Source organism: Chryseobacterium sp. CG10_8, from assembly GCF_058117085.1.
This window is the reverse complement of the sequence record NZ_JBYVEB010000249.1, coordinates 1-960: the sequence shown is the minus strand read 5'-3', so window position 1 is coordinate 960 and position 960 is coordinate 1. Positions and strand designations below refer to the sequence as shown.

1 protein-coding gene is annotated in these 960 nt (G+C 27.7%); it reads right to left on the bottom strand.

Annotated elements, in window-relative coordinates:
- Positions 1 to 313: 313 nt before the first annotated feature.
- Positions 314 to 820 (bottom strand): TlpA family protein disulfide reductase, encoded by a 507-nt coding sequence (locus tag AC4AGG_RS16575; RefSeq protein ID WP_489773131.1) that lies wholly within the window; start codon positions 818 to 820, stop codon positions 314 to 316.
- Positions 821 to 960 lie beyond the last annotated feature (140 nt).

Sequence of the window (960 nt, the reverse complement as noted above, 5' to 3'; positions counted from 1 at the left end):
AATTATTGCTTAAATGCCTAATTCAAATCTTTAATTTCATCTGCTTTTTTCCTTAAAGTAGATTTTTCTTTTATTAACTTTTCAGTCATTGCGGTGTTTATTAATAAAATTGCTGCCAACGAAAAAGTATTAGCGAAGGCGGGCGAAAAGTGAACTGAAAGTTCAGTTTTCAACCAAACTGAGCCAATGCTTTTTCGGTGAAGTGAAATTACAAAAAAATAACGAAACGGAAAAGCAGTGGTGGCGAAGAATATTCAAATTTTCAATTTGAGTATTCAAGCCCGCTTTTGCTAATACACTGTTGGCAGCAGTATTATTGAATATACTTTTTTATTTCTTCATTAATTTGGTCTAATTCTCCCATTTTTCTTGCTATAATTTTTCCGCTCCTGTCCACTAAAATTTGTAAAGGATAACCAGCAGCATTTAATTTTTTAGGAAATTCTTCCTTAATGTCGAAATAATTTTCCCAAGTAACATTATTCTTTTTTAAAATATTATTTGCTAAGTCAATTCTTTCTTTTTCATTTTCATCTGTAACACTAATGAAATTAACATTTTTATTTCTGTAACTTTCATAAAGTTTAACAAGCTTTGGAAGGTCTTGAATGCAAGGTTTACAACTTGTAGACCAATAATCAATTAATGTCAAATCATATTTTGCGAAATCTGATTTTACAATTTTATTATTATTATCAAAAATTATATCAGGAAAATTTCCGCCAACATTTGTTGAGTTTTCAGTATCAATTAATCTTTTAAACTCAATATAGCTGAATGTTGATTTGATATTTTTGGAAAAAAAGGATAAATTTTTCACATAGGATTTGTCAAATCCAAATTTTGAAAAATCGTTTACAATTTCCCAAAAAGCTACAAATGAGTTTGGATTTCTTTTGATATATTTTTGAATGAATAGTTGTTTAGCTTCAATGTCTTTTGAATTATTATCTTGAAATG